Here is a 23,957-nt window from a genome sequence, read left to right on the forward strand (position 1 = left end):
TTCCCGGCCGGCGCACGTTCGACGATCCTGTCGAAACAAATCGCGACGTAGTGTTACCCACGCCGCCGCTGCTGTCCACCGGGCAGCCATCTCCGGTCGCCAGCAAAAGGAAGACCCGGCGCAAACCGGGTCTTGTCAGTCCCTATCCTTACTCGGCGATCTGGGCCGCCGGGCGGGAGAACGACACCGGGGGCGGCTCCTCGTTCTCGAAGGTCACCACCTCGTAGGCCGACTCCTTCGCCAACAGCGCCCGCAGCAGCTGGTTGTTCAGCGCATGGCCCGACTTGTGACCGGTGAAACTGCCGATCACGCTGCAGCCGAGCAGATAGAGATCGCCGATGGCATCGAGGATCTTGTGCTTGACGAACTCGTCGCCGTAGCGCAGCCCGTCCTCGTTGAGGATGTGCTCCTCGCCGACGACGATGGCGTTGTCCACCGAGCCGCCCAGCGCGAGATTGCGCGAGCGCATCATCTCCAGATCGCTCATGAAGCCGAAGGTCCGTGCCCGGGCCACTTCCTTGACGAAGGAGGTCGAGGAGAAATCGATCTCGGCCAAGCGCGCCGACTTGTCGAGCACCGGGTGGTTGAAGTCGATCGACATCGCGACGCGAAAGCCCTCGTGCGGGTCAAAGCGCACCCAGCGATCACCGTCGATCACCTCGACCGGCTCGAGGATGCGGATGAAACGCTTGTGGGCGTCCTGCTCCTCGATGCCTGCCGACTGGATCAGGAAGACAAACGGGCTGGCGCTGCCGTCCATGATCGGCATTTCCGGGCCGTCGATCTCGACCACGCAGTTGTCGATACCCAAACCGGCCAGCGCCGACATCAGGTGCTCGACCGTGGATATCTTCACACCGTCCTTGACCAGGGTGGTGGACAGCTGGGTCTCGCCGACATTGAAGGCGTGCCCCGGAATGGTCGCATCGTTCCCGAGGTCCACTCGGTGAAAGACGATACCGCTGTCCACGGGCGCCGGGCGCAGCGTCAGGCGGACCTGCTCGCCGGTGTGCAGGCCGATCCCCGTGGCGCGAATGGTGTTGCGGAGTGTGCGTTGCTGAACCAAGATCGAAGAACCCAAGCTGGTAAATCGGGTAATTATCGCACGCTAATGGATGCGAAAAAACACGGCATGACCGCGGATTTACCCCCATTGCGACCGACCGTCCCAAAAGAAAGACCCCCGGGGGTGCCGGGGGGTCCGTCTGATGGCATTCACTGATTGGTTGGACCGTCAGGCGAGCAGACGGTTCAACCGGCTGACAAAGTCGGCCGAGTCGCCCAGCTTGCCGCCCTCGGCCAGCATCGCCTGGCCGTAGAGCACATGGGCGATGTCGGCGAAGCGCGCCTCGTCGGCCTCACCCTCGGCCTGCTTGAGCAGACGGTGATCCGGGTTGATCTCGAGGATCGGCTTGCTCTCGGGCATCGCCTGACCGGCCTGCTCGAGGATGCGCTGCAGGTGCAGGCTGACATCGCCCTCGTCGGTCACGAGGCAGGCCGGGGATTCGACCAGGCGCCGCGAACGACGCACGTCCTTGACCTCCTCGCCCAGGGTGTCCTTGAGACGCTTGATCAGCGCCTCGTGCTCCTGCTTCTCTTCCTCGGACTCGTCCTCTTCCTCCTCGTCGACGTCGATCTTGGCCTTGGTGACCGACTTGAGCGTCTTGCCCTCGAATTCGGTCAGGTGGGCCATGACCCACTCGTCGACGCGATCGGAGAGCAGCAGCACCTCGATGCCCTTCTTGCGAAAGATCTCCAGGTGCGGCGAGGCGAGCGCCGCCTGGTAGGAGTCGGCGATGATGTAGTAGATCTCGTCCTGGCCCTCGGGCATCCGCTCGATGTAGTCGGCCAAGGAGACCGTCTCCTCGTCGCCCTCTCCTTTCGTGGAGGCGAAACGCAGCAGGCCGGCAATCTTCTCCTTGTTGGCAGCATCCTCGCCGACGCCCTCTTTCAGCACGCGGCCGAAGGTCTGCCAGAACTCGGCATACTTCTCGGCCTCGTTTTTGGCCATCTTCTCCAGCAGCGAGAGCACGCGCTTGACCGACCCTGAACGGATGGTGTCGAGCACGCGATTGGACTGCAGGATCTCGCGCGAGACGTTCAGCGGCAGGTCGGCCGAGTCGATCACGCCGCGAACGAAGCGCAGGTAGCGCGGCATCAGCTTGTCGGCGTCGTCCATGATGAACACGCGCTTGACGTACAGCTTCACACCATGGCTCTGCTCGGGCTCGAACAGGTCGAACGGCGCGCGCTTGGGGACATAGAGCAGCGAGGTGTATTCGACCTTGCCCTCGACCTGGTTGTGCGCCCAGGTCAGCGGCGGCTCCCAGTCGTGCGAGACGTGCTTGTAGAACTCGGTGTACTCCTCGTCCGTGATCTCGCTCTTGGGGCGGGTCCACAGTGCGTTGGCATCATTCACCGTCTCCCAGCGACCCGGGATCTCGGTCTCGTTGCCCTCATCGTCCTTCTCGGTCTTGGGCGCCACCCACATCTGGACGGGGAAGTTGATGTGGTCGGAGTACTTGCGGATCACCGAGCGCAGACGGAAGTCGTCGGCGAATTCCTGCTGGTCCTCGCGCAGATGCAAGACGATGCGGGTGCCGCGCTCGGGCTTGTCGACCGTCTCGATGGTGTACTCACCCTCGCCGCTGGAGGTCCAGCGCACGCCGTGCTCGGCGCCGACGCCCGCGCGGCGGGTGGTCAGCTCGACGTGGTCGGCGACGATGAAGGCCGAGTAGAAGCCCACGCCGAACTGGCCGATCTGCTGGAGATCCTGCTTCTTGCCGGCCTCGAGCTGCTCGAGGAACGCCTTGGTGCCCGAGTGGGCAATGGTGCCGATGTGCTCGACCACCTCCTCGTGGTTCATGCCGATGCCGTTGTCGTCGATCGTGACGGTCTTGGCCTCGCTGTCGAAGGTCACCCGAACGCGCAGGTCCTTGTCGTCTTCGTAGAGGCCATCGTCGGCAAGGGCCTCGAAACGCAGCTTGTCGCAGGCATCCGATGCATTCGAGATCAGCTCGCGGAGGAACACCTCCGGGTTGGAGTACAGCGAATGGATCATCAGGCGAAGCAGCTGCTTCACCTCGGTCTGGAAGGCATGCGTCTGGGCTTGACTCATGGAAGCGGGTCTCCGTCTTGTCACTCGGATTGGGTTCGGTACGACAGCGGCCGGCAAGGGGCCGGGCGCCATCAACGCCGTGGAGATAGGGACATCGGGCGGGATTTCAAGTCCCAGGGGAAAGCCGCCCGACGCATGCGGATCAGAAGGTAATCCGCATCGGCAGGCCGCAGGCATCCAGCGGTGGCTCGGATGGCAGACACACGCCGTTGCCGCTCGCCCAGCGATGCGCGCTCCAGAGCACGGCAAAGGCATCGAGCATGTCGTCCTCCTTGACCCGGGTACCGGCCAGCTGGGCCACCGCGGACTCGACCGCCGCCATGCCGAACGCATCGGCCACCAGATCACGCCGGCGATAGATGCCGTCGATACGGTGCTTGGAGGCGGGCAAAGGGACACCCTCGTTCATGGCGAGAAACGAAAGCTCGGGATGCACCTCGACCAGCCGCTCGCGCCAGACCTCCTGTTCGCCCAGGAACGCATCGACCTCGCGCACCCGGGGAAATAGATTCCAGGCCTGCACGGAGATCCCCCGACCGCTGACGCGCCGGGAGAGGTCGGATGCCTCGGCATGAGTCGCCGCGGCCAACGCGGGACGCAACGGTGCCGGAAACACCGACGCCCGCCTTGCACCCAACCGGTCGCGCGCCGTCAGGTCGCAATCGCGGGGCTCCCCCTCGGACAGGCCGATGGGCATATCGATGCTCGCGAGCCGAATGTCACCGAAAGAGGCCAGCACGCCCTCGAGGTCCGGAGCCACCATCGCCCGCACCTCGTCAGCCACACCGGGGTGTTCCGGCTGGGCTACCGCCACCCAGCCACCCAGCCACCCGGGCAGCCGTCGATGCCGACGATCCAGTGCGCGCTCATGGCATTTCTCCCCGGCGCTTCCCGTTTTTGCACCATCCCACAAAAAGCGAAACCCCCGTCACCGAAGGTGCGGGGGTTCGTTTCGTCGACCGGGGCCGAATCAGCCCAGACGCTCGCGGATGCGGGCGGCCTTGCCGGTACGACCACGGAGGTAGTACAGCTTGGCACGACGAACGTCACCGCGACGCTTGACGTTGATCGCGGCGATCTGCGGGCTGTAGGTCTGGAAGACGCGCTCCAGGCCCTCGCCGTAGGAGATCTTGCGCAGGGTGAACGACGAGTTCAGGCCGCGGTTGCGCATGGCAATCACGACACCCTCGAACGCCTGCAGACGCTCGCGGTCACCTTCCTTTACCCGTACGTCGACGGAAACCGTGTCGCCGGGGCCGAATTCCGGCACCTCGCGGGTCATTTGCTCGGCTTCGATTTTCTGGATGATCTCGCTCATTTTCCGCCACCTGTTATCAATCGCGTGTCTGTTGGCTGCCCGGGGTTGTCATTGCTGCCCGCGAGCCAGTGTCTTTCCAGTGCCGCCCGTTCGTTGTCGGTCGGCCCGTGTTGCAAAAATAGGTCCGGTCGTCGCCGGGCCGTGGTCATCAGCGCCTGCTCCGATCGCCACTCGGCGATCCGCCGATGGTCGCCGCTGGAGAGCACCGCGGGCACCCCGCGTCCTTCCCACTCCGGCGGCCGCGTGTAGTGCGGGTGGTCCAGCCGGTCGGCCTCGAAGGAGTCTTCGACCACCGACTGGGCGTCCCCGACCACGTCGGGCAGGCGCCTGGCAATCGCGTCCACGACCACCATCGCCGCCAGCTCGCCACCCGAGAGCACCAGGTCGCCGAGGGAATACTCGACGTCCACCCGGGAGTCGAGCAGGCGCTGATCAAAGCCCTCGTAACGACCGCAGACAAGCACCAGCGGCTGTTCACGCTCGGCCCAATCGGCAATCACGTGCCTGTCGAGCCTTTGACCCTGCGGCGAGAGGGCCACGACCAGCGGTCGCGTCCCCCCGTCCTCGTCGACGGCAGCGTCGATCGCGCCGCTGATCGGCCCGGGCTGCAACAGCATCCCCGGCCCGCCCCCGAAGGGACGGTCGTCGACCCGACGATTGCGGTCCGCCGACCAGTCGCGCGGATTGTAGCCCGCCACGGTCAGGCGCCCTTTCTCGATCGCGGCGCGGACCATGCCGCAGCGGTTCCCCGCGCTCACCAGTTCGGGGAACAGGGTCACCACCGAAATCTGCATCAGAAATCGGGGTCCCAGTCGACCTCGATTCGACGGGCATCGAGATCGACACCCCGGATGACCTCGTCAGGAAGGAAGGGAATCAAGCGTTCCCGATCTCCCTGCACGACCAGCACGTCATTCGCCCCGGTCTCCATGATGTCTCGCACCTCGCCCAGCACCTGGCCGGAGAGATGCACCACCTCGCAACCCATCAGGTCACGCCAGTAGTATTCGTTCGGGCCGGCCGGCGGCAGCGCGTCGCGCCCCACCAGCATCTCGGCCCGGGCCAGCGATTCGATTGCCGTACGGTCGTCGACCCCGGCCAGCTTGATGGTCACTCCCTTGGGATGGACCGTCAGCTTCTCGATCTGCGCCGGGCGCGTTTCGCCGCGCTCGGTGCGCAGGTAGACGTCACGGTAACGCTGGATGTTCTCGATCGGCCGAGTGAACACCTGCAGCCATATCCAGCCCTTGATCCCGTAGGGACGACCCAGCTGGGCAATGACGACCGGATCGACCGGCCCCGTCGACGCCGTCACCGCTTACTCGGCGGCGGCCGTCGCCTGCTTCTTGCTCTGGCGAACCAGGGAAGCGACGCGCTCGCTGGTCTGGGCACCACGCTCCTGCCAGAAGGCCAGGCGATCGAGGTCCAGGCGCAGGCGCTCTTCCTGACCACGGGCTACCGGGTTGAAGAACCCGAGACGCTCGACGTACGAGCCGCTGTCACGCGCGTTGCGCTTGTCGGTGACGACGACGTGGTAGAAGGGCTTCTTTTTGGCACCAGTACGAGCCAGACGAATCTTGACCATAACGCTTAACGATTCCTGTTGGAGTAGTGACTGCCAGACTGCGTCGACAACGACGCCGACCATGCATTTGGTCGATCTCGCAGCCTCGGCAATTCACCGAGGGAAATTCAAGTGGCGCGATTTTACGGATTTTTACGCAGAAATAAAGACCTGCGACCCACCGATTTTAGGGTGGGCACCTCGAATCGCGATGGGGCGGACGTGATTAGGCGTCGTAGGGATCCCGCAGGACGATGGTTTCCTCGCGGTCCGGGCCGGTCGAAATCAGGTCGACCGGCGTGCCGGTCAACTCCTCGATACGACGGATGTAGGCCCGCGCCTCTTCCGGCAGGCCATCGACATCCTTCACGCCGACAGTGGTTTGCTGCCAACCGGGCATCGACTCGTAAATGGGCACGCAGCGCGAGTAGGTGTCGGCCGAGAACGGCGCACTCTCGATGCGTTGGCCGTCGATCTCGTAGCCGATGCAGATCCGCACCTCTTCCATGCCGTCGAGCACGTCGAGCTTGGTCAGACACAGGCCCGACAGGCTGTTGATCTGGACCGCGCGACGCAGGGCGACGGCATCGAACCAGCCGCAGCGACGCGCCCGGCCGGTGGTCGAGCCGAATTCGTGACCACGCTCGGCCAGCCGCTCGCCGATGGCATCCTCCAGCTCGGTCGGAAACGGCCCGCCACCCACGCGCGTGGTGTAGGCCTTGGTGATACCCAACACGTAGTCGAGCTCCAGCGGCCCCACGCCGCTACCGGTGGAGGCCCCGCCGGCCGTGGTGTTGGACGAGGTCACGTACGGGTAGGTGCCGTGATCGATGTCCAGCAGCGTGCCCTGGGCCCCCTCGAACATCAGGTTGCGGCCCTCGGCACGCATTCTCGCGAGCGTGCCCGGCACATCACCCACCATCGGCGCCAGGATCTCGGCCTGGGCCAGCAGCCGATCGAGCGTCTGCTGGAAGTCGATCGGCTCGGCGCCGAAGTACTGGCGCAACACGAAGTTGTGATAGTCGAGCACCTCGCCGAGCTTCGCGGCCAGGCGCTCGCGGTGGAAGATGTCCTCCAGCCGGATGCCGCGACGGGCAACCTTGTCCTCGTACGCCGGACCGATACCGCGGCCGGTGGTACCGATCTTCTGCTCGCCGCGGGCATGCTCGCGCGCCTTATCCAGGGCGACGTGATGCGGCAGGATCAGCGGGCAGGCCTCCGAGAGCATCAGGCGATCGGAGGCCGGCACGCCGCGCGACTCGAGCTGCTCGATCTCCTCGATCAACGCATCCGGGGCGAGCACCACGCCATTGCCGATCAGGCACTTGACGCCTTCGCGCAGGATGCCCGAGGGGATCAGGTGCAGGACGGTCTTCTCGCCGTCGATCACCAGCGTGTGACCGGCGTTATGCCCGCCCTGGAAGCGCACGACGGCGCCAACGTTTTCCGTCAGCAGGTCGACGACCTTGCCCTTGCCCTCGTCGCCCCACTGGGACCCGAGGACGACCACACTCTTACCCATGGTCCAATTCACCCGTTAGCTGCCAAGTTTGTGTCTGTCCGTCACCGACGGCGGCCAGTCGTGGCGCACCCTCGGGAATCGATTTCGTCGTGATCACGCGATAGCCCTGCTCACGCAGCTCGCCCACGGCCCGGTCGAGGGCCATGTCGTTGAGTCGTGCCGGCGCGTAGACCACTTGCCGCGCGGGCGCCTCGTCATCACTCTGACCCAGGAGGTCACGCAGATCGAGGGAGAACCCCAGCGCCGGGCGCGATCGCCCGAACACCCGGCCGATGTCGTCGTAGCGACCGCCGCGGGCGATCTCTCGCCCCATGCGCGGCGAGTAGGCCGCGTAGACCAGTCCGGTCTGGTAGTGATAGCCATGCAGTTCGGAAAGGTCGACCAGCACCTCGCCGGCGACCCGCGCCTCAATGGCCTCGGCCACCGTCGCCAGCCGCTCGAGCGCTGCCTGCCCCTCGGCATCCAGCAAGCCATTCAAGCGCTGCTTGGCCTGATCGATCGTCGCCTGCCAAGGACCGTGCAGGTCGCACAACGCCTCGATTGCCTCGGCCAGCGCCGCGTCGAGCGACCAGTCGACCAACGTCTGGCGGATTTCGGGAATCGCCTTGCGGGTAAGCGCGTCACGCAGCTGATCCTCGCGCCCCCCGTCGAGTCCAGCGGCGCGCACCAGCGCCCGGAAGACCCCCACGTGACCCAGGTCGAGCGTGATTGCCTCGCAACCACCCACCGCCAGCGCCTCGGTCATCAGCGAGATGACCTCGACGTCCGCCTCCGGCCCGTCGCTACCGAACAGCTCGGCGCCCACCTGCATCGGCGCTCGCGAACCACCCAGCCCGTCGGTCTTGGCCCGAATCACGGTGCCGATGTAACACAGCCGGCGTTCGTCGACCGACGGCAGGCTGTGGGCATCCATGCGCGCGACCTGCGGCGTCATGTCGGCACGCACGCCCAACTGGCGCCCCGAGAGGCCATCGGTGACCTTGAGGGTCTCGAGATCGAGATCCTCGCCGGTACCGACCAGCAGGGTGTCGATGAATTCCACCATCGGGGGCACTACCAGCTCGTACCCCCAACGATCGAAGGTTTCGAGCATCCGGGTGCGGACGCGCTCAATGCGGCATGCCTGCAGCGGCAGGACCTCGTCGATGCCGGCCGGCAGAATCCAGGGGGACTGATTGCTCATGTTGTTGCAGGTATACGCGTGTGTCGTGAACGAAAGGCCGAGGCGGGCACGGCACGGGGCAAAACCCGCGTATTGTAAACGCCGCACACAAAAAACCCCAGCCCGGGCTGGGGTTCTTGATTCGAGATGGTTTCGGCAACGCGCCCCGGGCGCTAGCCCCAGACCCAGAACGCCAACCCGATCAGCAGCATCACCAGCGCGATCCCGCGCATGCGTGAGTCCGGCGTCAGGGCGATCTGCGCGACCGCCTGGCGATAGGTGCGCGGGCTGATGAACGGCAGCAGCGCCTCGATGATCAGCACCAGGCCGAGCACCCGCAGCAGGTCGTCCATCATGCCGGACGACCCCTATCGTGCCGGCAGCGCGTCGCCACCTGCCGAGGCGGCTGACGATCCGCCCTTGCCATCCGGTGATTGGCCATCCGGTGACTGGAAGTAGCGGAAGAACGGGCTGTCCGGGCTGAGCACGAAGGTGTCGCTACCGTTGGCAAAGGCCTTCTGGTAGGCCTGAATGCTGCGATAGAAGGCGAAGAACTCCTCGTCCTGACCGAAGGATTCGGCATAGAGTTTCGCCGCCCGGGCATCACCCTCACCGCGGATCTCGTCGGCCTCGCGCTCCGCCTCGGAGACGATCACGACGCGCTGGCGATCGGCATCCGACGAGATGCGCTTGGCCTGCTCCTCACCTCGCGAACGGATCGCCTTGGCAACCGTCGAGCGCTCCTTCTCCATGCGCGAATACACCGACTCGCGCACTTCCTGCGGCAGCTCGATGCGCATGATGCGCACGTCGACGATCTCCAGACCCAGCCCCGAGATGTCCTCGTTGGTGGTCTCGATGACGTTGCGCATGAACAGGTCGCGATCCCCGGAAACCACCTCGGCGATGGTCCGACTCGAGATCTGACTCTTCATGCTGTCTTTCACGATCTGGTTCAGGCGGCTCTCGGCCACGGCCTCGCGGCCGCGGGTCGCCCGGTAGAAGTCCGCCGGATTCGTGATGCGCCACTTGATGTAGTAGTCGACGATCAGGTTCTTCTTCTCGCTGGTCAGAAACCGCTCCGGCGGCGTGGACAACGAGAGGATGCGCGTATCGAACAGGCGCACGGAGTTCACGAACGGCAGCTTGAAGTGCAGGCCAGGCTCGAAGTCGGTCTCGATGATCTCACCCAGACGGAACTTCACGCCCTCCTGGTATTCGGCCACCTGGAAGGTCGCGGTCGCGTAGAGAAACACGACCACGACGATGATCGGCAGCAGCAGGCGCGTCACCCAGTTCATTCGGACCCCCTGGTACGCAGACCGGAACGGTTGTTGTTGGAGCCGCCCGAATTGCCTTCGAACGATGTGCTGGTCGACAGCGACGGTACTGCCAGCGGCGCACCGCTGCGCAGGTCGGCATCCTGCATGACGTTGCCCTTGGTGCCCGACGGGAGGTTCAGGATGTTGTTGGCATTGTCCGGATCGACCAGGATCTTGTTGCCCTTGGCGTAGATCTCGCCGAGCGTGTCGATGTAGATCCGCTCGCGGATGATCGACGGGGCAAGCTTGTAGGAGGCGAGCAATGCATCGAAACGCGCGACCTCACCCTGAGCCTGGTTGATCACACGGGACTGGTAGCCCTTGGCCTGCTCGAGGATCTGGGCGGCGTCACCACGGGCACGCGGCACCACCTGGTTGGCGTAGGCCAGCGCCTCGTTGATGTAGCGCTGCTCATCCTCTCGGGCCCGGATGGCATCCTCGAAGGCCGGCTGGACCGGCTCCGGCGGCTGGACGTCCTGCAGGTTGACCGAGCGCACGTTCAGGCCGGTCTTGTAGGACTCAAGCAACTCCTGCATCCGGGAACGGACCGCGTCGACAATCTCGACACGGCCGTCGGTCAGGACGTAGTCCATGCGGCTCGAGCCGATGACCTCGCGGATCGCGCTCTGCATGACGTCCTGCAGCGTGCCGTTGGGATCACGGACGTTGAACAGGAACTCGACCGGATCGCGAACGGTGAACTGGCTGGAGAGGTCGACGTCGACGATGTTCTCGTCGTTGGTCAGCACGGTCATGCTCAGTTCACGATCACGGTATTCATCGACGTTGACCGTGATCACGTCCGAAATCGGATACGGCGGATGCCAGTGCGGGCCGGGACCGGCGGTACTGGTGTACTTGCCGAAGGTCAGCACGACGCCGCGCTGGCCTTCGTCAACGATGTAGATACCGGAAATCAGCCAACCGATCAGCACGATGCCGATGATCGCCAGGATCCCCTTCGACCCGCCGGCGTTACCCATGCCGCCGCCACCGCCGAAGCGGTCCTTCAGGCGTCCGAGGGCATCGTCGATGTTGGGCGGCTTTCCGCCCCGGCCGCGCGGATTCGACCAGGGATCTTTACCGCCACCCGGCTCGTTCCAGGCCATGGGCTTCTCCAGTGATTGCCGCCGGAGAATCCGGCGGACATGGGTATTCGTTTCGTTCGGGACATCCATTCCGCCCGACGGGCGGAAAGCAGCGCCAAAGTGTAGTGGCCGTGGCCGGACGTGGCAACCGCCGCCGCGCCTGCGGCCAGGTCAGTGACGAGGGTCGCGCGCGGCGAGGATCTCTTCGAAGGGCTCGGGCGGGGTCGGCTCTGGACCGTCAACCACCATGTCGGCCAGCGTCGGCTCCTTTTTCAGCAACTGCCCCCAGCGAGCCACCGGCAGGTTGATCTGCAGGTGCCAGCCGCTTTCGTCGACCTCTTCTTCCAGCACGGCACCCTCACCCTGCAGCTGGGCGTATAGCCGCCCATCGGCCATGGGGATGAACAGGCGACGCGTGACGCTGCTGGGTTCGAGCCGTTCGGCAAGCGCCTCGCGCAGCTCGTCCAGGCCGCGGCCATCCTTCGCCGACACCCAGACGCGGGCGGGCAAGTCGCTGGCATCGCGGTCGATGCGTACCGCGCCGTCCTCGAGCTGGTCGATCTTGTTCATGACGGTCAGCCGCGGCATTTTCCCCGCACCAATCTCCTCGAGCACCACCTCGACATCCTCGATCTGCCGGTCGCGCTCGGGTGAGGCGGCATCCACCACGTGCAGCAGCAAGTCCGCCTCGAGCGTCTCTTCCAACGTGGAACGGAATGCCGACACCAGTTCGTGCGGCAGGTGACGGATAAAACCGACGGTGTCGGCGAACACCACGGTCAGCTGCGGGTTCATCTCGACGCGTCGCAGGGTGGTATCGAGCGTCGCGAACAGTTGATCCGCGGCGAAGGACTCGGTCACCGTCAGGGCATTGAACAAGGTCGACTTGCCGGCGTTGGTATAGCCGACCAGGGCCACGGTCGGCACGTCGGACTGCTGGCGACCCTTGCGACCTTCGGCGCGTTGCCGGCGAACCCGGGCGATACGCTCCTTGAGCTGCTTGATGCGGCCACCAAGCAGGCGGCGGTCCATCTCGAGCTGGGTTTCACCCGGACCGCGCAGGCCGATCGAGCCACCGCGCTGGCGTTCGAGGTGAGTCCAGCCTCGCACCAGCCGGGTCGCGAGGTGGTTCAGCTGGGCCAGTTCGACCTGCAGCTTGCCCTCGTGCGAGCGGGCGCGCTGGGCAAAGATATCGAGGATCAGTCCGGTGCGATCCAGCACGCGACACTTGACCAGCCGCTCGAGGTTGCGCTCCTGAGAGGGCGAGAGCTGGGCGTTGACGATCACCAGTTCCGCCTCGTGAGCGGCGACCAACTCGGCCAGCTCCTCGGCCTTGCCCTTGCCGATAAACAGGCGCGGGTCGGGCGTCTGGCGGTTGACCGCGCTCTCGACAAGGATCTCGGCCCCGGCGGAGCGGGCCAGCTCGCGAAATTCGGACAGGTCCTCGTTGGAATCCACCGCCCGCTGCTCGACGTGCAGCAGCACGGCCCGTTCACCGCCCTGGTGGCGCTCGAAAAACTCCATCGGGCTTATTCGTCGCCCCCGCCGTCACGTCCCTCGCCCTTGGGCTCGGGGTCAATGTTCACCGGCCGAGTCGGCACGATCGTGCTGATCGCGTGCTTGTAGACCAGTTGGCTGACGTTGTTCTTGAGCAGCACGACGAAGTTGTCGAACGAGTCGATCTGCCCCTGCAGCTTGATGCCGTTGCGCAGGTAGATGGAGACCGGGATGTGCTCGCGACGCAGGGTGTTGAGAAACGGTTCTTGCAGTGACTGGCTTTTGGCCATGGTGATTCCTCTTGTTGGTTGTCCGGCCTCTCGGGCCGGTCGGCCGTTCTCGGCGGCCTGTGCCCCGCGGTGTGACGGCCGCCGCGACGAGCGGGCAATGGCCGAAACGATGGGGATGCCTGTCGGCAATTCAATCTGTGGGAAGTGTAGGGGAATTCCCCGCCAGCGGCAGGCCGGCTCACCGCACCGATCGACGCCTCGGCTCCGGATGCCGTTCGCACGACCTATTCAAGATGCCGAGACGTCGACAAAGTTCATTATGCGCGATTCGATCCGATCGGCCGCCTGGGCATCCATCGCCTCCCAGTTGGGCGCCGAACGCAGCCAGGTGCGCTGGCGCTTGGCCAATTGGCGTGTGGCGGTGATGGCCCGCTCGCGCATGGTCTCGAAATCACAGTCCCCGGCCAGGTGCGCCCAGGCCTGCCGGTAGCCGACCGCTCGCATCGATGGCAGCCCGGGGTGCAGATCACCCCGGGCATACAGCCGCTCGACCTCGTCGAGAAACCCCGCCTCGAGCATGGCATCGAAACGCTCGGCGACCGCCTGGCGCGTGTGCGCGGTGCTGCGCGGCCAGAGCGCGACTGCCAGTAGTTGCTCGCCGGCCAACGGAGAGACGGGCGGATGCTCACGTTGCCAGTCGCTCAGGCTCTTGCCGGTGGCACGAAAGACCTCCAGCGCCCGGCCGATGCGCTGCGGGTCGGTGGCGTGGATACGCCCCCCCGCCACCGGGTCGACCTCGATCAATTCCCGGTGCATGGCGGGCCAGCCGACCGCAGCTGCCTCGGCCTGCACCGCTTCGCGGATGGCGGGGTCGGTCGATGGCAGGCGGGAAAGCCCCTGCAGCAGGGCCTGAAAATACATCATCGTCCCGCCCACGAGCAGCGGCACCCGCCCATCGGCGCGGGCCGCGGCGATCGCGGCCAGGGCATCGCGGCAGAACTGCTCGACGCTGTAGGTCTCGGCCGGATCACGGATATCAACGAGGGCATGCGGGTAGCGCACCAGCAGGTCGGCAGGGGGCTTGGCCGTGCCGATATCCATGCCGCGGTAGATCATCACCGAATCGACCGAGATGATCGACACCGGCAGCCGATCGGCGAGCCGCATGGCAAGCGCGGTCTTGCCCGAGGCGGTCGGCCCGGCAAGGGCCACGATGGGCGGGGCGCTCAAGACCACCATCACTGCCCCCGCATGAACCAGCGATCGAGTTCCTCGATCGTCAGTCGACGCCAGGTCGGGCGACCGTGATTGCACTGGTCACTGCGCTCGGTGCGCTCCATGTCGCGCAACAGGGCGTTCATCTCGGCGACCGTCAGGCGCCGGTTCGCCCGCACCGAGCCGTGACAAGCCATGGTGGAAAGGATCTCGTCGATCCGATCGTCGACCACCGCGCGGGGCACGTCACCGCCGGCCAGCGGCACGCGGCGCATCTCGGCCAGCATCTCGCGCACCAGGGTCTCGATGTCCGCCTCGCGCAACATCACCGGCACCTCACGCACCCGCACCCGCTCGGGCCCGATCCGATCCAGCACCACCCCCGCCGCGGCGAAGGCCTCCTGCCAGGTCTCGAAGGCCTCCGCCTCGACAGGCGACACCCCGAGATCCACCGGCAACAGCAGCGGCGCGGCCGAGAGCGCCTGCTGGCGATAGCTCTGCTTGAGGCGCTCGTAGGTGACCCGCTCGGCCGCAGCGTGGGCATCCACGATGACCAGCCCGTCGCGATTGCGCGCCAGGATGTAGATCTCGCCCAGGTGGGCGATGGCATACCCCAGCGGGGGAATTTCTGCATCCTCGGGCAGCGGCTCGGCGACTCGACCGCCCTCGCCCTCCGCGGCCCGGCCCTGTTCGAGCAGGGAGAAGTAGCCCTGCGCCGAACGTCCACCCCCCATGGTCGCCGTACCCATGGTCACCGTACCCATGGCGGGGCGCGCCGCCTCCCCAGCGAACGGCATGCCGGGCGCCGCCGAGCCGGCCAATCCCGGCTCGACGGCGCTGGATGACGAGGCGCCACCCGGCGTCGCCAGGGCCCGATGCACCGATTGGAACAGGAAGTCGTGTACCCCGCGGGCGTCGCGGAAACGCACCTCGGCCTTGGTGGGGTGGACGTTGACGTCGACTGCGGCCGGATCAAGGTGCAGTGACAGCACGTAGGCCGGGTGCCGGCCGTGGTGCAACACGTCACTGTAGGCGCGACGGATCGCGTGGGCGATCAGCCGATCGCGCACCACCCGCCCGTTGACGAAAAACAACTGCTGATCGGTCGAGGCGCGGGCGTACTGCGGGCTGGCCACCAGACCCTGCAGCGAAAACCCGGAGGCCGAGGCATCGATCTCGCGGGCCTGTTCCAGAAAGCCCTGGCCAAGCACGGCGGCAATGCGCTGGTCGAGTGTCTCGAGCGTCACCGCCGACAGGTCGAGCACCGGTCGGTCGTTGTGAATCAGGCGAAAGGCCACGTCCGGATTGGCGAGCGCGAGCTTGCGCATCAGCTGATCGACGTGACCGAACTCGGTACGCTCGGTGCGCAGGAACTTGCGCCGCGCGGGCACGTTGAAGAACAGGTCGCGCACGTCGACCAGAGTGCCGGCCTTCGCCGGCGTGGGTCGCGGTTCGTCGAAGACCCCGGGGGCAAGCTCCCAGCCGTGATCGGCATCAGCGGTCCGGGAGACCAGCCGCAGGCGGGAAATCGACTGGATGCTCGCCAGCGCCTCGCCGCGAAAGCCGAAGCTCGCCACCGCCTCGAGGTCGTCGAGGTCACGGATCTTGCTGGTGGCGTGCGGCGAGATCGCCAAGGGAAGCTGCTCGGGGCCCATGCCGTGGCCGTTGTCACGCACCGACAGTTGCTTGACCCCGCCGGCGACCACCTGAACCTCGATCCGATCGGCGCCGGCATCGAGCGCATTCTCCACCAACTCCTTGATCACGCTGGCGGGGCGTTCGACCACCTCGCCGGCGGCGATCTGGTTGACCAGCGACTGTGGCAGTTGGCGGATTTCGGCCATGGGGCTCCGGGCAAAACCGCCATTGTCACCCGCTCGCCGCCGGGGTGACAAGCGCCGCCTCGGCCGGTGGCCGAAGCGGTCAGAGCATGGCGTAGCGGGTGCCCTGCGGGGCGTGCGCCGTGTAATAGCTGTGCACACCCTCGAGGATCGACTGCGCAATCTGACGCTGGTAGCTCGAGGAACGCAGTCGCTGCTCTTCCTGCGGGTTACTGATGAAAGCGCTCTCCACCAGGATCGAGGGGATGTCCGGCGACTTGAGTACGGCGAAACCGGCCTGCTGGACATCGTGCTTGTGGAGCTTGGCGATATTGCCGATACGGCCCAGCACACGATCGGCGAAGTCCAGGCTCGACTCGAGTGTCTTGGTCTGGGCCAGGTCGAGCAGCACCGAGGCGACGTCCTCGTCGTGACCGGACAGCGAGGCGCCACCGACGAAATCGGCGCTGTTTTCCTTGGCCGCCAACCAGCGCGCCGCCTCGGAACTGGCGCCGTTCTGGCTCAGGCAGTAGACCGAGGCGCCCTTCGCCGAAGCGAGACGGAAGGCATCGGCGTGCACCGAGATGAACAGGTCGGCCTCGTGCCGACGCGCGATCTCGGTGCGCTGGCGCAGCGGGATGAAGCGGTCGTCCTCGCGGGTCATCACCGGCGTGAGCCCGGGCGTCGCGGCAATCAGGTCGCGCAGCTGCAACCCGATATTGAGCACGATGTCCTTCTCGCGCGTGCCGCGACGGCCGATGGCGCCGGGATCCTTGCCGCCGTGGCCGGGATCGATCGCCACCACCAGGTCACGGAAGGCACCGGAACCGGATCGCAGCGCGGATTCCTGACGCGGGACGTCGGGGCGTTCGGCGATCACGGTATCCGCGCCACCCCCGTGGGGCAGGTCGATGACCAGCCGGTGGGAGCCACCACCCGTGGGCGGCAGGATGATGATCTGCGGGCGTGCCCGTTTCTTGAGGTCGAACACCAGACGCAGATCATGGCCGTTGCGCACACCGACACGCAGCCCCTTGACCACCGGCGAATCCGGTGTCGATGGCAGGGCGACATCCTGCAACCGCGTCGAGCGGATGTCGATGACCGCACGCGCCGGGTTGTCCAGCAATAGCGTATCGAAATCGACCGGATCGGAGATGGCGAAGACGTAGCGGGTAAAGCCGTCGTGGCGCCCTGCTTCGACACGGGAAACGTTGACGGCCCGACCGGCCAGCGCCGGCCCGGCCAGGGGAAGACCGAAGGCCGCCACCCCGGTACCGACCGCCGTGCGCAAAAAGCGGCGGCGCTCGGCATTCAGCAAGGCAAGCGCGTCACGGGCAGATTGGGATGAATTGTTCATGCTCCACCTCTGGCAACACAGCCCCAAGAACGTGTCATGCAACACGGTCACTACAGTGTGCGCCAAAAAGGGAATTTTTCAACAATTGCAAGAAGATAGCGCGTACTTCTTAACCCGATGCGAGACATCGGCTCACCAAATGTGGCGGGGCAGTCTGCCGATAGGCACAAGATGATGTGGTTTGGGCCGACGTTGAAAAAACACCACACTCGGCCGTGCAAGGGGCTCAGGCGGCGGCAAGACGCGCCAACCAGGCCTCGCCCAGCGGGCTTGACGCCCGGCAGACGAGATCGCGCTGTTCGGGCCGATCGATGCATCCCGCCAGGGAGATTTCCAGATCGGCAACCAATTCGCCATGGGCCTGACTCAACCACTCCACCAGGAACAGTGCGTGATCCGCTTCGTCACGCACCCCGAGGTAGTCGAGCTCCTCGGGGTCGGCCAGTCGGTAGAGATCGAGATGCAGGACGCGGCCCGGACCGCCAGACGGGGGCGTCACATCGTAGGGCTCGACCAAGGTGTAGGTGGGGCTGCGAATGGTGCCGGTCACGCCCAGGGCGCGCAGAAACGCCCGGGCGAAGGTGGACTTGCCCGCCCCCAGCTCGCCGCGCAGCGACAGCAGGCCGGCCGCCGGTGCCACGACAGCCAGCTCGGCGGCCAATGACTCGACCTCGGGCTGGTCGAGCGCGCGATAGCGGCGTTCGGTCACAACGCCCGTCATCGCCCTGCTCCCGGCACGGAATCATCCTGAGCGGACAGATCGCTGGATGAGCCGGACCGACACCAGCCCGTGCCGCCCGTGTCGCACCGCTCGACCTGGCCGTTGAGTCGGGCGCGGATCACCCCGAACAAATCGCTGGCCGCCATCCCCCACTCGCCGTGCGTTCCGGCCTCGATCTCGCCGGCCTCGGCATGCAGGCAGACCCCGAGCTCCATGGCCGCAAGGCGTGACAAGCCCATGCCCAGCAGGGCCCCGAGCAGGCCGGCCAGCACATCGCCGGTGCCGGCCGTGGCCAAGGCCGGGCTCCCCCGCTGGCAGACCGCCAGACGATCGGCATCGGCCAGCACGCTGCCGGCGCCCTTGAGCACCACGCCGCAACCGAGCCGTTCGGCGAGCAAACGTGCCGAGCCGAGCCGGTCGGCGTTGATCGCGGCGGTGTCGCATTCGAGCAGCATGGCCGCCTCGCCGGGGTGAGGCGTGATCACCGCATCGCGCTCGCGCAACGAGTTCGGCCCCAGCAGCCGCAGGGCATCGGCATCCACCACCAGCGGCAACGGACAGTCTCGCAGGGCGCGCCAGACCGTTACCGCCCAGGGATCACGTCCCAGGCCCGGCCCGACCACCACGCTCGTCGCCTCGGCCGCCAGACGCAGCAGGTCGTGGGCCGTCTCGACCCCGTGCACGATCAGCTCGGGCCGGCCGATATTGAGCGTCGCGGCATGATCGGGATGGGTGGCAACGATCACCTTGCCCGCCCCCGCGCGCAGGGCGGCCTCGGCCGCCAGTCGCGCGGCACCGGGCATGCCACGATTGCCGGCGGCAACCAGCACCGTACCGAATCGCCCCTTGTGCCCATCACGAGGGCGGGGCGCGAACCGCAGGCCGCCGTGCAGCAGTTCGATGCTCGTCTCGTCCGCAGCCGGCGGGAAACCGAGATCGGCCAGTACCCGCTCACCACAGGCGGCCACGGCAGGGCCGGTCGTCAATCCATGCTTGATGCCGAGAAAGGTCACGGTGCAGTCGGCCGCCGGGGTGAGCGGATCGACCGCGCCGGTATTCGCATCCACGCCGGAGGGCAGGTCCACCGCCAGCACACCGGGTCGTTCGGCACGCGAGGAGAGCGCCACCTCGAGGCGACGCAGAAACGCCGCTGCCTCCCCCTCGATCGCCCGGGACAGGCCAATGCCGAACAGGGCATCGACCACCACCTCGGCCGCTTGCAGGGCCTCGTCGACGGCCGCCGGCTCGGTCTGCACCTCGACGGCAGGCTCCACTGACGCCAGTGCCGTCCAGGCATGCGCGGCACTGGCCTGGAAGGTCGGGCGAGACCAGCCGAGCAGGTCGACCGTCAGGCCGGCCTGATGTGCCAGACGGGCGATCACCAGCCCGTCACCGCCGTTCTGCCCCGGTCCGACCAGCACGGCGAGGCGCCGGGCCGACGGCCAGCGATCGCGCAATACGGCAAACGCCGCCCCACCGGCCCGCTCCATCAGCCCGTAGGCATCCACGCCCCCCGCAAACAAGGCGCGTTCGTGGGCCTGGATCGCTTCCACCGACCAGGCTCGCGCCAGGCCCGGATCAACGAGGGGACGAATCAGCGCTGGGGCGTTGGTCGGCATGGATCCGTTAACCGAGGATGTCGGGGCGCGGCAGAAAACCGAGTGCGTCAAAGGTGCGCTGGAGCGTCGGCCGAGCCCGCTCGGCGGCGCGCTCGGCGCCCTTGGCGAGGATGGCATCCAGCCCCGCCTCGTCGGCCCGGATCTCGCGGTAGCGGGCCGTGATCGGCTCGAGATGGGCGATGACCGCCTCGCCGGTCTCGACCTTGAGCTTGCCGTAGCCCTCGCCCGACAGGCGACTCTCGATCGACTCGATCGACTCGTCGCCGAAGATCGACAGCAGCGTCATGAGATTCGAGATACCCGGCTTGTTCTCGGGATCGAAGCGGATGTCCATGTCCGAGTCGGTCACCGCCTTCTTGAACTTCTTGAGGATCTTCTTCGGCTCGTCGAGCAGGCCCACGTAGCTGGCCTCGCTGGGATCGGACTTCGACATCTTCGTGGTCGGGTCCTGCAGCGACATCACGCGCGCGCCCGCCTTGGGGATGAACGGCTCGGGCACGGTGAAGACATCGCCGTAGAGCTTGTTGAAGCGCATGGCCAGATCGCGGGTCAGCTCGAGGTGCTGCTTCTGGTCGGCGCCGACCGGCACGTGGGTGGCCTGATAGAGCAGGATATCGGCGGCCATCAGCACGGGGTAGTCGAACAGGCCGGCGTTGATGTTGGCCTGGTGACGCTGCGACTTGTCCTTGAACTGGGTCATGCGCTCGAGCTCACCCATGTAGGTGTAGCAGTTGAGCACCCAGCCGAGCTCGGCATGCGCCGGGACGTGCGACTGGACGAACAGGGTGCTCTTGTCCGGGTCGAGTCCGCAGGCGAGATACAGGGCGAGGAAGTCATAGCAGCGCGAGCGGAACTCGGCCGGATCCTGGCGCACGGTGATCGCATGCAGGTCGACCAGCATGAACAGCGCATCGTGCGTGTCCTGCATGGTCACCCAGTTGCGGATCGCGCCGACGTAGTGACTGATCAGCAACTGGCCGGAGGGCTGGATGCCGGAGAGCACCACCGGCGGCTTGTCGTTCTTGGACATAGATGTGACTTCTTGAATCGGGTGAGTACGGCATGTTCCGGGCCGGAGCGGATGGTTTTCCCCGCCCGGCCGGGCAAAGGCGGGTCATCATAGCAAAGGCCCGGCAAGGGTCATCGGACGCCGCCCCTGCTATACAGAGAGGCAGGCCACGGGCAGAAGACAACGGATAGATCAACGATGCAGGCGATCCTCTTCGACATGGACGGCGTGCTCTACGTCGGCGACCGGCCCATCGACGGCGCGGCCGCGACCCTCGAATGGTGTCGCCGCCGGGCGATTCCGTTCCGTTTCGTCACCAACACCACCTCCCGCCCCCGGGTCGCGCTGGTCGAGAAACTGCAGGGAATGGGCATCGAGGCGAGCGAAGAGGAGATCGTCACGCCACCGATCGTTGCCAGACGTTGGTTGACACAGCAAGCCGACGGGCCGGTCGGTCTGTTCGTCCCCGCGCCCACCGAACAGGATTTTGCCGCACTCAGACACGCCCGCTCGGAGGAGGACCCCGTCTCGGCCGTCGTCCTGGGGGATCTGGGCGATGGCTGGGACTTTGCCACCTACAACCGGGCGTTCCGCTGGCTGAAGAAAAACCCCGACGCGGCGTTGGTGGCACTGGGTATGACACGCTTCTGGGAAGCCGAAGACGGCCCCCGGCTGGACGTCGGCCCGTTCGTGCGCGGGCTCGAATACGCGCTCGACCGGAAGGCGGTGGTGCTGGGCAAGCCCAGCGCCTCGTTCTTTCGGCTGGCCATCGAGGAGATGGGCGCCCGTGTCGATCAGGCAGCGATGATCGGTGACGACATCATGGGTGACATCGACGGCGCCCAGCAGGCCGGGCTGCGAGCAGTGCAGGTGCGTACCGGCAAGTTTCGCCCGCAAGACCTCGAACGAGGCATCTCGCCCGACGGGGTGATCGACTCGATCGCGGACCTGCCAGCGTGGTGGCAGCACGAGTCGAGCCGATGACCGGGGATCAGATACTGCTGTTCGTCATTCTCGGTCTGACGCTGGCCGGTTTCGCGTGGGGGCGGCTGCGTTACGACGTAGTCGCGCTGCTCGCGCTGCTGGCGACCGGGCTGACCGGACTCGTCCCGCCCGGGGCGATGTTCAGCGGGCTCTCCCACCCGGCCGTCGTCACCGTGGCGGCCGTACTCATCCTGAGCCGGGCGCTGCTGAACGCGGGCGTCATCGACGTACTGGCCCGGCGACTGACCCGGGTCGGCGACCGCCCGATGGTCCAGGTGATCACGCTGACCAGCGTCGTCGCCCTGAGCTCGGGCTTTATCAACAACGTTGGCGCCCTGGCGCTGTTTATGCCGGTGGCCGTGTGGATGGCGCGACATGCCGGGCGCTCGCCGTCGTTCCTGCTGATGCCCCTGGCCTTCGGCTCGCTGCTCGGTGGCACCCTGACCCTGATCGGCACCCCACCCAACATCATCATCGCCGCCTACCGGTCCGACACCGGCACGTCGGCCTTCGGCATGTTCGACTTCCTGCCGGTCGGGCTGGCCATCACGCTCGTCGGGGTCGCCTTCATCGCGTTGATCGGCTGGCGCCTGACGCCACGTCGCGACCAGCCGAACGATGGCGACGGCCTGTTCGAGATCGAGAACTACCTGACGGAGCTGCGCGTCCCCGAATCAAGTGCCTACGCGGGGCGTAGCGTGCACGAACTGATCGAATCGGTCGCCGACGACACCGACGTGATGGTCACCGCCCTGCTGCGCGAGGACGAGCGCCGCCGGCTGCCCTCGACCTACGAGGTGCTCAAGCCCGGCGACATCCTGCTGATCGAGGCCGACTCCGACGGACTCGAGGCCCTGATCGAGGTCACCGGGCTGGAGCTCGCCGCCGGCGAATCGAGCGAATCATCGCAGGAAACCGACAAAACGGCCGGCGAGTTGACCATGGCGGAGGCGATCGTCGCCCCCAATTCGCGACTGATTGGCACGTCGGCGGGCGCGCTGGACCTGCGCGAGCGCTACGGGGTGAACGTGCTGGCCGTCGCCCGACAGGGCAAGCGACTGAAACAGCGCATCAGCCATATCCGCTTTCTTCCCGGCGACATCCTGCTGCTGCAGGGGCGCGAGGAGAACCTGCCCGGTGCGATGAGCCGACTCGGCTGCCTGCCGCTGGCCTCGCGCGGCCTGAACATTGCCCGCCCGCGCCGCGTCGCCCTGGGGGCGGGCATCTTCGCGGCCGGCCTGGCGTTGGTCGCCTTCGATCTGCTGCCGGTCACCACCGCGCTCGTCGGCGCGGCCGTGGCGATGGTGATCGCCGGGCTGCTGCCCTCCGACGATGCCTACCGGGCCATCGACATGCCGGTGATCGTGCTGCTCGCCGCCATGCTGCCGGTGGGCCAGGCCCTGGAAACCACCGGCGGCTCGGCCATGATCGCGGCGTCCCTGCTCGGCATGGCCGACCACCTGCCGGCCTTCCTGACGCTCGCCCTGCTCATCATCGCCGTCATGCTGCTCTCGAACATCGTCAACAACGCCGCCGCCGCGGTACTTGCCGCCCCGATCGCCATCCAAGTCGCACAAGGCATGAACGCCTCGGCCGACCCGTTCCTGATGGCGGTGGCCATCGGCGCCTCCTGCGCCTTCCTCACGCCGATCGGCCACCAATCCAATACCCTGGTCATGGCGCCGGGCGGCTACCACTTCGGTGATTACTGGCGTATGGGATTGCCACTGTCGCTACTGGTGGTGATCGTTGCCGTGCCCATGATCCTGTGGGTGTGGCCGCTGGCCGGCTGAAGCAACCGACCGACGCCCCGCCACCACCCCTCTCAAGCCGCGAGCACGGTATTGCATTCGTGCAGGCCTTCACTTATCCTACGCGGCCTTTGAATTGACCCGCCCGCGTGCCGGCCGCCGGAATGGCTCCGATCCCTCGGTACGCGCGCAAACAGACGAGTCGCTCAGGAGACAATCATGGCCCGAGTTTGCCAAGTAACCGGGAAGCGCCCGGCGGTCGGTAACAACGTATCGCACGCGAACAACAAGACCCGGCGTCGCTTCCTGCCGAACCTGCACAAGAAGCGGTTCTGGGTAGAGAGCGAGCAGCGCTTTGTCAGCCTGCGTGTTTCCAGCCACGGCCTGCGCACGATCGACAAGGTCGGCATCGAGACGGTCATCGCCGAGATGCGTGCACGCGGCGAGAAGGTCTGAAACACCGCTCACCACCATATTTCGACAGGTAATACGACATGCGCGACAAGATCCGACTGGTATCCAGTGCCGGCACCGGCCACTTCTATACCACCGACAAGAACAAGCGGAACATGCCGGAAAAGATGCAGATCAAAAAGTATGATCCGGTAGTCCGCAAGCACGTCATGTACAAGGAAGCCAAGATCAAGTAAGGCGCTT

Annotated in this window: 24 protein-coding genes; 4 read left to right on the forward strand and 20 right to left on the reverse strand. The window is 66.3% G+C overall.

The window, feature by feature from the left end; all coding sequences use genetic code 11:
• Positions 1-148 precede the first annotated feature (148 nt).
• The 20 genes from lpxC to trpS all read right to left on the reverse strand — a co-directional run bounded on the left by lpxC (position 149) and on the right by trpS (position 20,586).
• Positions 149-1,066 carry a UDP-3-O-acyl-N-acetylglucosamine deacetylase gene (gene lpxC, locus SR882_RS09735; RefSeq protein ID WP_322522413.1) on the reverse strand — a complete coding sequence of 306 codons (918 nt, stop codon included), beginning with the start codon at positions 1,064-1,066 and terminating at the stop codon, positions 149-151.
• Between the two features lie 168 nt (positions 1,067-1,234).
• Positions 1,235-3,118: a molecular chaperone HtpG gene (htpG, locus tag SR882_RS09740; RefSeq protein WP_322521051.1), complete on the reverse strand. Its 1,884-nt coding sequence runs from the start codon at positions 3,116-3,118 to the stop codon at positions 1,235-1,237.
• A gap of 142 nt (positions 3,119-3,260) precedes the next feature.
• On the reverse strand, positions 3,261-3,932 hold the full coding sequence (locus SR882_RS09745; protein ID WP_322521052.1) for a DUF429 domain-containing protein: 672 nt from the start codon (positions 3,930-3,932) through the stop codon (positions 3,261-3,263).
• A 156-nt stretch (positions 3,933-4,088) separates the two neighbouring features.
• Positions 4,089-4,436 carry a 50S ribosomal protein L19 gene (gene rplS, locus SR882_RS09750; RefSeq protein WP_322521053.1) on the reverse strand — a complete coding sequence of 116 codons (348 nt, stop codon included), beginning with the start codon at positions 4,434-4,436 and terminating at the stop codon, positions 4,089-4,091.
• On the reverse strand, positions 4,433-5,230 hold the full coding sequence (trmD, locus tag SR882_RS09755; RefSeq protein ID WP_322521054.1) for a tRNA (guanosine(37)-N1)-methyltransferase TrmD: 798 nt from the start codon (positions 5,228-5,230) through the stop codon (positions 4,433-4,435). Before trmD ends, rplS begins: the two co-directional genes overlap by 4 nt.
• The gene (gene rimM, locus SR882_RS09760) at positions 5,230-5,751 is read right to left on the reverse strand and encodes a ribosome maturation factor RimM (protein ID WP_322521055.1); all 522 of its coding nucleotides are present in this window, start codon (positions 5,749-5,751) and stop codon (positions 5,230-5,232) included. Before rimM ends, trmD begins: the two co-directional genes overlap by 1 nt.
• A 3-nt stretch (positions 5,752-5,754) precedes the next feature.
• Positions 5,755-6,021, reverse strand: a complete 267-nt coding sequence (gene rpsP, locus SR882_RS09765; RefSeq protein WP_125197731.1) for a 30S ribosomal protein S16 — start codon at positions 6,019-6,021, stop codon at positions 5,755-5,757.
• A 205-nt stretch (positions 6,022-6,226) separates the two neighbouring features.
• Positions 6,227-7,522 carry an adenylosuccinate synthase gene (locus SR882_RS09770; protein ID WP_322521056.1) on the reverse strand — a complete coding sequence of 432 codons (1,296 nt, stop codon included), beginning with the start codon at positions 7,520-7,522 and terminating at the stop codon, positions 6,227-6,229.
• Complete coding sequence (locus tag SR882_RS09775; protein WP_322521057.1) at positions 7,515-8,705, reverse strand: ATP phosphoribosyltransferase regulatory subunit; 1,191 nt, start codon at positions 8,703-8,705, stop codon at positions 7,515-7,517. The genes SR882_RS09770 and SR882_RS09775 overlap by 8 nt, the downstream gene beginning before the upstream one ends.
• A gap of 152 nt (positions 8,706-8,857) precedes the next feature.
• Entirely contained in the window at positions 8,858-9,040 is a 183-nt protein-coding gene (locus tag SR882_RS09780) for a DUF2065 domain-containing protein (protein WP_322521058.1), read from the reverse strand.
• 12 nt (positions 9,041-9,052) lie between these two features.
• Positions 9,053-9,985, reverse strand: a complete 933-nt coding sequence (gene hflC / locus SR882_RS09785; protein WP_322521059.1) for a protease modulator HflC — start codon at positions 9,983-9,985, stop codon at positions 9,053-9,055.
• Positions 9,982-11,115, reverse strand: coding sequence for an FtsH protease activity modulator HflK (gene hflK, locus SR882_RS09790; RefSeq protein ID WP_322521060.1), 1,134 nt, complete (start codon positions 11,113-11,115; stop codon positions 9,982-9,984). Before hflK ends, hflC begins: the two co-directional genes overlap by 4 nt.
• A gap of 150 nt (positions 11,116-11,265) precedes the next feature.
• Complete coding sequence (gene hflX / locus SR882_RS09795; protein ID WP_322521061.1) at positions 11,266-12,618, reverse strand: ribosome rescue GTPase HflX; 1,353 nt, start codon at positions 12,616-12,618, stop codon at positions 11,266-11,268.
• Positions 12,619-12,623: 5 nt separating this feature from the next.
• Positions 12,624-12,881, reverse strand: a complete 258-nt coding sequence (hfq, locus tag SR882_RS09800) for an RNA chaperone Hfq (RefSeq protein ID WP_322521062.1) — start codon at positions 12,879-12,881, stop codon at positions 12,624-12,626.
• A gap of 228 nt (positions 12,882-13,109) precedes the next feature.
• Positions 13,110-14,051 carry a tRNA (adenosine(37)-N6)-dimethylallyltransferase MiaA gene (miaA, locus tag SR882_RS09805; RefSeq protein ID WP_322521063.1) on the reverse strand — a complete coding sequence of 314 codons (942 nt, stop codon included), beginning with the start codon at positions 14,049-14,051 and terminating at the stop codon, positions 13,110-13,112.
• 8 nt (positions 14,052-14,059) lie between these two features.
• Complete coding sequence (gene mutL / locus SR882_RS09810; RefSeq protein ID WP_322521064.1) at positions 14,060-15,880, reverse strand: DNA mismatch repair endonuclease MutL; 1,821 nt, start codon at positions 15,878-15,880, stop codon at positions 14,060-14,062.
• A 79-nt stretch (positions 15,881-15,959) separates the two neighbouring features.
• Entirely contained in the window at positions 15,960-17,216 is a 1,257-nt protein-coding gene (locus SR882_RS09815; RefSeq protein WP_322521065.1) for an N-acetylmuramoyl-L-alanine amidase, read from the reverse strand.
• Positions 17,217-17,442: 226 nt separating this feature from the next.
• Entirely contained in the window at positions 17,443-17,937 is a 495-nt protein-coding gene (tsaE, locus tag SR882_RS09820) for a tRNA (adenosine(37)-N6)-threonylcarbamoyltransferase complex ATPase subunit type 1 TsaE (protein WP_322521066.1), read from the reverse strand.
• On the reverse strand, positions 17,934-19,556 hold the full coding sequence (locus tag SR882_RS09825) for an NAD(P)H-hydrate dehydratase (protein WP_322521067.1): 1,623 nt from the start codon (positions 19,554-19,556) through the stop codon (positions 17,934-17,936). Before SR882_RS09825 ends, tsaE begins: the two co-directional genes overlap by 4 nt.
• A 7-nt stretch (positions 19,557-19,563) precedes the next feature.
• Entirely contained in the window at positions 19,564-20,586 is a 1,023-nt protein-coding gene (gene trpS / locus SR882_RS09830) for a tryptophan--tRNA ligase (protein WP_322521068.1), read from the reverse strand.
• A 177-nt stretch (positions 20,587-20,763) separates the two neighbouring features.
• On the opposite strand from trpS, the gene SR882_RS09835 reads away from it, so the two are divergent.
• The 4 genes from SR882_RS09835 to rpmG all read left to right on the forward strand — a co-directional run bounded on the left by SR882_RS09835 (position 20,764) and on the right by rpmG (position 23,950).
• The gene (locus tag SR882_RS09835) at positions 20,764-21,549 is read left to right on the forward strand and encodes a TIGR01458 family HAD-type hydrolase (protein WP_322521069.1); all 786 of its coding nucleotides are present in this window, start codon (positions 20,764-20,766) and stop codon (positions 21,547-21,549) included.
• Complete coding sequence (locus SR882_RS09840) at positions 21,546-23,342, forward strand: SLC13 family permease (protein WP_322521070.1); 1,797 nt, start codon at positions 21,546-21,548, stop codon at positions 23,340-23,342. The genes SR882_RS09835 and SR882_RS09840 overlap by 4 nt, the downstream gene beginning before the upstream one ends.
• 177 nt (positions 23,343-23,519) lie before the next feature.
• The gene (gene rpmB / locus SR882_RS09845; RefSeq protein WP_125197716.1) at positions 23,520-23,756 is read left to right on the forward strand and encodes a 50S ribosomal protein L28; all 237 of its coding nucleotides are present in this window, start codon (positions 23,520-23,522) and stop codon (positions 23,754-23,756) included.
• Between the two features lie 38 nt (positions 23,757-23,794).
• Positions 23,795-23,950, forward strand: coding sequence for a 50S ribosomal protein L33 (gene rpmG, locus SR882_RS09850; RefSeq protein WP_322521071.1), 156 nt, complete (start codon positions 23,795-23,797; stop codon positions 23,948-23,950).
• Positions 23,951-23,957: the final 7 nt, after the last annotated feature.

It is taken from the genome of Guyparkeria halophila, from assembly GCF_034479635.1.
In the GTDB taxonomy this organism is placed as follows: Bacteria; Pseudomonadota; Gammaproteobacteria; order Halothiobacillales; family Halothiobacillaceae; genus Guyparkeria; species Guyparkeria halophila.